The organism is Pseudomonas sp. UBA6310 (genome assembly GCF_002438225.1).
GTDB lineage: Bacteria > Pseudomonadota > Gammaproteobacteria > Pseudomonadales > Pseudomonadaceae > Pseudomonas_O > Pseudomonas_O kuykendallii.
Map to the genome: position 1 here is coordinate 23,343 of NZ_DJTK01000010.1, position 6,781 is coordinate 30,123.

Consider the following 6,781-nt stretch of genomic DNA (forward strand, 5'->3'; position numbering starts at 1 on the left):
GTTACAGGTTCATCACATCGAGGAAGCGCGGCGTGGCGCTCTCGTCGATGCGCAGGTTGGTGAAGTCGAACAGGTTGCGGTCGGCGAGTTGCGAGGGCACCACGTTCTGCAAGGCGCGGAACATGATTTCGGTGCGCCCCGGCGACTTGCGCTCCCACTCCTGCAGCATGTCCTTGACCACCTGGCGCTGCAGGTTTTCCTGGGAGCCGCACAGGTTGCACGGGATGATCGGAAATTCCTTGAGCACCGAGTACGCCTCGATGTCCTTCTCGCTGCAGTAGGCCAGCGGGCGGATCACCACGTTGCGGCCGTCGTCGGCGCGCAGCTTGGGCGGCATGGCCTTGAGCGTGCCGCCGTAGAACATGTTGAGGAAGAAGGTCTCGAGGATGTCGTCGCGGTGGTGCCCGAGGGCCATCTTGGTCGCGCCGATCTCGTCGGCGAAGGTGTACAGCGTGCCGCGACGCAGGCGCGAGCACAGCGAGCAGGTGGTCTTGCCCTCGGGAATCTTCTCCTTCACCACCGAGTAGGTGTCCTTCTCGACGATGTGGTACTCGACGCCGATCGACTCCAGGTAGGCGGGCAGCACGTGCTCGGGGAACCCCGGCTGCTTCTGGTCCATGTTCACCGCGACGATCTCGAAACGGATCGGCGCCACCTTCTGCAGATAAAGCAGGATGTCGAGCATGGTGTAGCTGTCCTTGCCGCCCGACAGGCAGACCATCACCTTGTCGCCGTCCTCGATCATGTTGAAGTCGGCGATGGCTTCGCCGGCCTGGCGACGCAGGCGTTTCTGCAGTTTGTTCTGATTGACCGAGAGGGTGCCCATGGCGAAAACGTCCGGCAAGTTGCGAAAGGCGCGCATTTTAAGCGCAAAACCCGCCGCCGCCCTACTCCACCCGGACATCCGGCGGAAGAGCGGCACGCCTGGCCAATGCTAAGCTCGGCGCATGCCCACCGAACTCAACCCCGCGCTGGACCTTGCCGAGCACCTGCGCCTGCTGCTTGGCGAAATGCCGGACGGCTGCGGCGAGTACCAGTTGATCCAGGTGCTCAGGCAACGCCACTGCACGCTCATTCCGCACCTCCCGCTCACCGACCGGCTGGTCCTGTTCCGTACCCATTTCCTGCTGTTCAACGCGCTCTACCGCCTGCGCGACCGGTTATGGCAGGAGAAATCCGCACACCTGGCGATCGGCGCGCTGCATATCCAGTTGCTGCCCTACCGTTCCGGCGAGGAGGCGCTGGCCGTGCACGATTCGCTGCGTGACTACTATCTGGACCTCGACCAGCTGCGGCAGACCGGGGAAAGCGACGTGGAGGCACTGCTCGCCAGTTTCTGGACGCGCCTGCACGGCGGCGAGGAGAAGCGCGCGGCGCTGGAGCTGTTCGAGCTGGACCGGGATGCGCCGCTGGACCTCGCCCTCATCCGCCAGCGCTATCGGCAGTTGGTGAGCCTGCACCACCCGGATCGCGGCGGCAGCACGGAGCGCCTGCAATCGATCAACCTGGCGATGGAAATTCTGACTCGCTATTACCGCTGAGCGTTACAGGCGGATTTGCTCTAACCCGCGGCAGGCGCGGGCTGCAGCCCCTCCTATACTGCGACATACGATCGCACCCGAATCGACCTCAATCGTTTCGACCGCTCCAGTTGGCCGACTCCCGTGGCGATCGACATAACAAGAGGAGATGCAGGCATGATCAATCATGTATGGGGGCTTTTCGCCCATCCCGATCGCGAATGGCAAGAAATCCGTGGCGAGGAGGAATCCATCAGCCACATGTACCTCACACACGTTCTGTTACTCGCCGCGATTCCCGCCGTGTCCGCCTATATAGGCACCAGCCAGTTCGGCTGGAGTCACGGTGGCGAGCCGGCGGTTCGTCTGACCGAGGCCAGCGCGGCGCAGATGACCGTGATGTCCTACCTGGCGATGCTCGCCGGGGTCGCGGTGATGGGCGCCTTCATTCACTGGATGTCGCGTACCTACGCGGCGAGCCCGACGCTCGCCCAGTGCGTGGTGTTCGCCGCCTACACCGCCACACCGCTGTTCATCGGCGGGCTCGCCGCGCTCTATCCGAACCTGTGGCTGGCGATGGCGGTCGGTACGGTGGCGGTCTGCTACACGGCGTACCTGCTCTACGTCGGTCTGCCGACCTTCATGGGCATCTCGCGCGACGAGGGTTTCCTGTTCTCCAGTTCGGTGCTCGCGGTGGGGCTCGTCCTGCTGGTGGCGATGATCGCGCTGTCGGTGATCTTCTGGAGCATCGGCGTGGGGCCTGTCTACACCAACTAAGAGGTCTCATCCTCGCCTATCAAGCCGCCTACGGGCGGCTTTCGCGTTTGCCGATACCGTTCGCCGGGTAAACGGCCAATCGATGAACCCTGCTTTTCCTCGAAACGTCTACTGGTTAAGCCGGCCCGTTGGGTACGGGGACAACAACACGTTTGAGGAGAAACACCATGACTCCACATTTCGTATCGCTGATGACCCATCCTGACCGGGCCTGGGTCGAGATTCGCAACGAAGAGCAGGCCAACAGCTCGCATTACCTGGGACACCTGTTCCTGCTCGCATTGATTCCGGCGATCTGCCTGTTCGTCGGCACCACCATCACCGGCTGGACCCTGGTGGAAAACGAGACCGTACGCCTGGACAGCAGCAGCGCCCTGCAACTGAGCGTTCTGCTCTATCTGTCGTCGCTGTTCGGCGTGTTCCTGATGGGCGCCTTCGTGCGCTGGATGACCCGTACCTTCGACGCCCGTCCGACGCTCAACCAGTGCATCGGCTTCGTCGCCTACATGGTCACCCCGCTGTTCCTCGCCGGGCTCGCCGCCCTGTATCCAAGCCGCTGGCTGGCGGTGATCGTCCTGCCCATCGCCGCGGCGTATTCGGCCTACCTGCTGTTCATCGGCCTGCCGAAGTTCATGCGCATCCCGCGGGAGAAAGGCATGCTGTTCTCCGCCTCGGTGCTCGGCGTCGGCATCCTGATGCTGGTGCACACCCTGGTCAGCATGATCCTGTTCTGGATGCTTATGCTGCAGCCGACCTACGAACGTAGCGCGCCGGACCAGGCCTATCCGACCGTCCAGGAACGTCCGAACGAAGTGCCCAAAGGGCTTTGATTTCTCCCTCCTCTGGCATAATGGCACTCCCCAGGAGTGCCCTATGCCCCACCAGCTGAACGCCCGCGTCGAAGCCTGTTACCAGCTCGCTGAGGCCTTTTTCAAACGCAGTTTCCCGCGCCCCGAAGTCAGTCTGAAGCTGCGTGGGCAGAAGGCGGGCGTCGCCCATCTGGATGAAAACCTGCTGCGTTTCAACCCGCAGCTGTATCGGGAAAACAGCGAGGACTTCCTGCGCCAGACGGTCGCCCACGAGGTCGCCCACCTGATCGCGCACCAGGTTTTCGGCCCGCGCATCCGTGCGCATGGCGAGGAGTGGCAACTGGTGATGCGGGGCGTCTACGAGTTGCCGCCGAACCGCTGCCACAGCTACGCGATCACTCGCCGGCCACGCAGTTGCTTCGTTTATCGCTGCAAGTGCGCGGACGGGGAGTTCGACTTCTCGGCGCAGCGTCATGCGCTGGTGGGCAAGGGACGGAGGTATGTGTGCAGGCGTTGCAAGGGGACGCTTAGTTTTACGGGGGAAAAGCGGGAGGGTTGAGTTTTCGGTTAGGGATCGCAGACCGGCTTTAATCAGACTCACTGTGTCAGGGTTATGAGTTAGAGCCGCCACGTTCCGTATGCACCGGTTCTACCGGTTGCGCCCTTACGGCGCGTCACTTTCTCTTGCTTGGCCAAGAGAAAGTAACCAAAGAGAAGGCCACCCCTGCATCCGGCCCCGACTGCGCCGGGGTTCCCTCGTTCCATCGACGCTCCGGGGGCCGGCGTACAAGGGCCATCCATGGCCCTCTACGCCTCTCGCCGCATCCATGCGGCTCGCCCCCCTACACGACGATTCCACTCGGCCTACTGAAGGGGCGCTCGGTGGTGTCTGAAGGTTCGTTCTCCGGAGAAGCGAAAATCGTAGGGTGGATCGCGCTTCATCGATCCACCGGGGGGAACAGAGCGTCATCCACCCTGTGCTTCTATCGGCGCCCCGTCAGGGGCGAAACCCAAACTCCAAACAGGCTTGCAAGCCAAGAACGAGCCCCGACGCTGCGCGCCGCATCACCTCAACTCCCCCCTCAACTCCACCACCCTTTCCCGCATCACCGCCCTTCCGGCATCCGGCGCCAGCGGTTCGCCCGCCACCAGGCCGACCCGCGACCACAGCCGGCGGAAGATGCCCTTGTGCGGATCACGGCTGAAGAAGCTGCCCCACAACCCCTGCAGCGCCAGCGGAATCACCGGCACCGGGTTTTCTTCGAGCACCCGTTCCACGCCGGCCTTGAACTCGCCGATCTCGCCATCCAGGGTCAGCTTGCCCTCAGGGAAGATGCACACCAGCTCGCCGTTGCGCAGGTACTCGGCGATGCGCTTGAACGCGGCGTCGTAGATCAGCAGGTCCTCGCTGCGCCCGGCGATGGGCACGGTGCCGGCGGTGCGGAACACGAAGTTGAGCACCGGCATGCGGTAGATCTTGTAGTACATGACGAAGCGCACCGGCCGCCGCACCGCGCCGCCGATGAGCAGCGCATCGACGTAAGACACGTGGTTGCACACCAACAGCGCCGCGCCCTCCTCCGGGATGCGCTCCAGGCCACGGTGCTCGACGCGGTACACCGAGTGGCCGAGCAGCCAGATCAGGAAGCGCATGCCGAACTCCGGCACGATCTTGAAGATGTAGGCGTTGACCGCGATGTTCATCAGCGAGACGACGAGGAACAGCTGTGGAATCGACAACCCGGCAACGGTCAGCAGCAGGATCGAGACGATCGCCGAGAGCACCATCAGCAGCGCGTTGAGAATGTTGTTCGCGGCGATCACCCGCGCGCGCTCGTCCTCGCGGGTGCGCGACTGGATCAGCGCATACAGCGGCACGATGTAGAAGCCGCCGAACACGCCCAGGCCGAGCACGTCGCCGAGGATCAGCCAGGCCTGCGGCACGCCCAGCACCTGCAGCCAGGTGTGCGGCTCGGCGGCCTGCGGGAAGCCGCCGGAGCGCCACCACAGGAGGATGCCGAACAGGCTCAGGCCGAACGAGCCGAACGGCACCAGGCCGATTTCCACCCTGTGCCCGGAGAGCTTCTCGCACAGCGCGGAGCCCAGCGCGATACCCACCGAGAACACGGTGAGGATCAGCGTCACCACGCCTTCGTCGCCGTACAGCAGGCTCTTGGCGTAGGTCGGGATCTGCGTCAGATAGATCGCACCGAGGAACCAGAACCACGAGTTGCCCACCAGCGAGCGCGACACCGAGGGCCGCTGGCCGAGGCCCATGCGCAGGATGCGCCAGGACTGGCGGAAGATGTTCCAGTCCAGCTCCAGGCCGGGCAGCGCCGCCGCCACGCGCGGGATGCCGCGGCTGCTCAGGTAGCCGAGCACCGCGACCGACACCACCGCCGCGCCGACCCACTGCGCGTAGCCCTCGCTGGACATCAGCACGCCGGCGCCGATGGTGCCGCCGAGGATCGCCAGGAAGGTGCCCATCTCCACCAGCGCGTTGCCACCCACCAGTTCGTCGTCACGCAGCGCCTGCGGCAGGATCGAATACTTCACCGGGCCGAACAGCGCCGAGTGGACGCCCATGCCGAACAGCGCGAGGAACATCAGCGGCAACATGTTGAGCAGGAAGCCGGCCGCACCGATCGCCATGATGACGATCTCCGCCAGCTTGATGGCGCGGATCAGCGCGTCCTTGGCGAACTTCTCGCCGAACTGCCCGCCCAGGGCCGAGAACAGGAAGAACGGCAGGATGAACAGCAGCGCGCAGATGTTCACCAGCAGCGCGGGGTCGGCCGACAGGCTGAGCTTGTAGAGGATCGCGAGGATCAGCGACTGCTTGAAGACGTTGTCGTTGAACGCGCCGAGCAACTGGGTGACGAAGAACGGCAGGAAGCGCCGGGTGCCGAGCAACGCGAATTGCGATCTGGATTTCATTGAGCCCTCGCCTGAACCGGATGGCACGCCCTGGTCGTCGAGGGCATGCCGTTGCGGCCCAGAGGTTAGGCGAATGCGCCGACAGCGGCTAGATCGGCAACTGGCCGAGCGCCCCGCGCAACACGAAGAACACCAGCAGGCCGCCGCCGATGGTCGCCAGCAGGTTGCGCGTCAGTGCGGACAGGGCGATGGCCGCGATCCCCGCCAGCAGATAGGCGTTGTCCAGGCGCACCGCCCAGTGCTGACCATCCGGCAACAGCATGCCCGGCACGATGATGGCGGTGAGCACCGCCGTCGGCACGTAATGCAGGCCCTGGCGGATCAGCGGCGGGAAGCGCAGATGCGGGAAGGCGAACAGGCAATAGCGGGTGGCGAAGGTGATCGCCAGCATGCCGAGGATCAGCAACCAGTTGTTCATTGGCAGAGGTCCTCGTCCGGCGTTGCGCAGCGCCGTTCCAGCAGCACGCCGACGACGATGCCGCTCAGCGCCGCCGCCATGAGGCCGAGCTTGTACGGCAGCCCGTGACAGGCCAGCGCCACCGCCGCCGCCACCAGCGCGGCGGCCAGTTGCGGGCGGTTCTTCAACATCGGCACGACGATGCCGATGAAGGTCGCCAGCATGGCGAAGTCCAGCCCCCAGGCACCGATGTTCGGCACCGCCTGGCCGAAGACCATGCCGGCGAAGGTGCACAGCAGCCAGTTCACGTACATCGCCAGTTCGGCGCCGAGGAAATACCA

8 protein-coding genes are annotated in these 6,781 nt (G+C 64.4%); 4 read left to right on the forward strand and 4 right to left on the reverse strand.

The genetic code is table 11. The annotated features are described in order from the left end of the window. Position 1 precedes the first annotated feature (1 nt). On the reverse strand, positions 2-826 hold the full coding sequence (gene ttcA, locus B3E91_RS01840; RefSeq protein ID WP_273231225.1) for a tRNA 2-thiocytidine(32) synthetase TtcA: 825 nt from the start codon (positions 824-826) through the stop codon (positions 2-4). A 121-nt stretch (positions 827-947) separates the two neighbouring features. Here ttcA and B3E91_RS01845 point away from each other — a divergent pair, with 121 nt between their 5' ends. From B3E91_RS01845 to B3E91_RS01860, 4 genes are all read left to right on the forward strand, one after another. Continuing rightward, the gene (locus B3E91_RS01845; protein WP_287028124.1) at positions 948-1,541 is read left to right on the forward strand and encodes a DNA-J related domain-containing protein; all 594 of its coding nucleotides are present in this window, start codon (positions 948-950) and stop codon (positions 1,539-1,541) included. Between the two features lie 156 nt (positions 1,542-1,697). Then, the gene (locus B3E91_RS01850; protein WP_273231220.1) at positions 1,698-2,297 is read left to right on the forward strand and encodes a Yip1 family protein; all 600 of its coding nucleotides are present in this window, start codon (positions 1,698-1,700) and stop codon (positions 2,295-2,297) included. A 167-nt stretch (positions 2,298-2,464) separates the two neighbouring features. Then, on the forward strand, positions 2,465-3,127 hold the full coding sequence (locus B3E91_RS01855; RefSeq protein WP_287028125.1) for a Yip1 family protein: 663 nt from the start codon (positions 2,465-2,467) through the stop codon (positions 3,125-3,127). Positions 3,128-3,170: 43 nt separating this feature from the next. Beyond that, complete coding sequence (locus B3E91_RS01860; protein WP_287028126.1) at positions 3,171-3,665, forward strand: SprT family zinc-dependent metalloprotease; 495 nt, start codon at positions 3,171-3,173, stop codon at positions 3,663-3,665. Between the two features lie 506 nt (positions 3,666-4,171). Here B3E91_RS01860 and B3E91_RS01865 read toward each other — a convergent pair. The 3 genes from B3E91_RS01865 to B3E91_RS01875 form a co-directional block, all read right to left on the reverse strand. Then, positions 4,172-6,043 (reverse strand): MFS transporter, encoded by a 1,872-nt coding sequence (locus tag B3E91_RS01865; RefSeq protein ID WP_287028128.1) that lies wholly within the window; start codon positions 6,041-6,043, stop codon positions 4,172-4,174. Between the two features lie 88 nt (positions 6,044-6,131). Beyond that, entirely contained in the window at positions 6,132-6,461 is a 330-nt protein-coding gene (locus B3E91_RS01870) for an AzlD domain-containing protein (RefSeq protein WP_090227797.1), read from the reverse strand. After that, positions 6,458-6,781 (reverse strand): AzlC family ABC transporter permease (locus B3E91_RS01875; protein WP_414708179.1); only part of this gene is annotated, 324 nt, incomplete at its 5' end. The genes B3E91_RS01875 and B3E91_RS01870, both read right to left, overlap by 4 nt.

Bases quoted from the DNA above. Each gene is read 5' to 3' on its own strand.
- ttcA (WP_273231225.1), bottom strand. From the start codon at position 826: ATGGGCACCCTCTCGGTCAATCAGAACAAACTGCAGAAACGCCTGCGT.
- B3E91_RS01845 (WP_287028124.1), top strand. From the start codon at position 948: ATGCCCACCGAACTCAACCCCGCGCTGGACCTTGCCGAGCACCTGCGC.
- B3E91_RS01850 (WP_273231220.1), top strand. From the start codon at position 1,698: ATGATCAATCATGTATGGGGGCTTTTCGCCCATCCCGATCGCGAATGG.
- B3E91_RS01855 (WP_287028125.1), top strand. From the start codon at position 2,465: ATGACTCCACATTTCGTATCGCTGATGACCCATCCTGACCGGGCCTGG.
- B3E91_RS01860 (WP_287028126.1), top strand. From the start codon at position 3,171: ATGCCCCACCAGCTGAACGCCCGCGTCGAAGCCTGTTACCAGCTCGCT.
- B3E91_RS01865 (WP_287028128.1), bottom strand. From the start codon at position 6,043: ATGAAATCCAGATCGCAATTCGCGTTGCTCGGCACCCGGCGCTTCCTG.
- B3E91_RS01870 (WP_090227797.1), bottom strand. From the start codon at position 6,461: ATGAACAACTGGTTGCTGATCCTCGGCATGCTGGCGATCACCTTCGCC.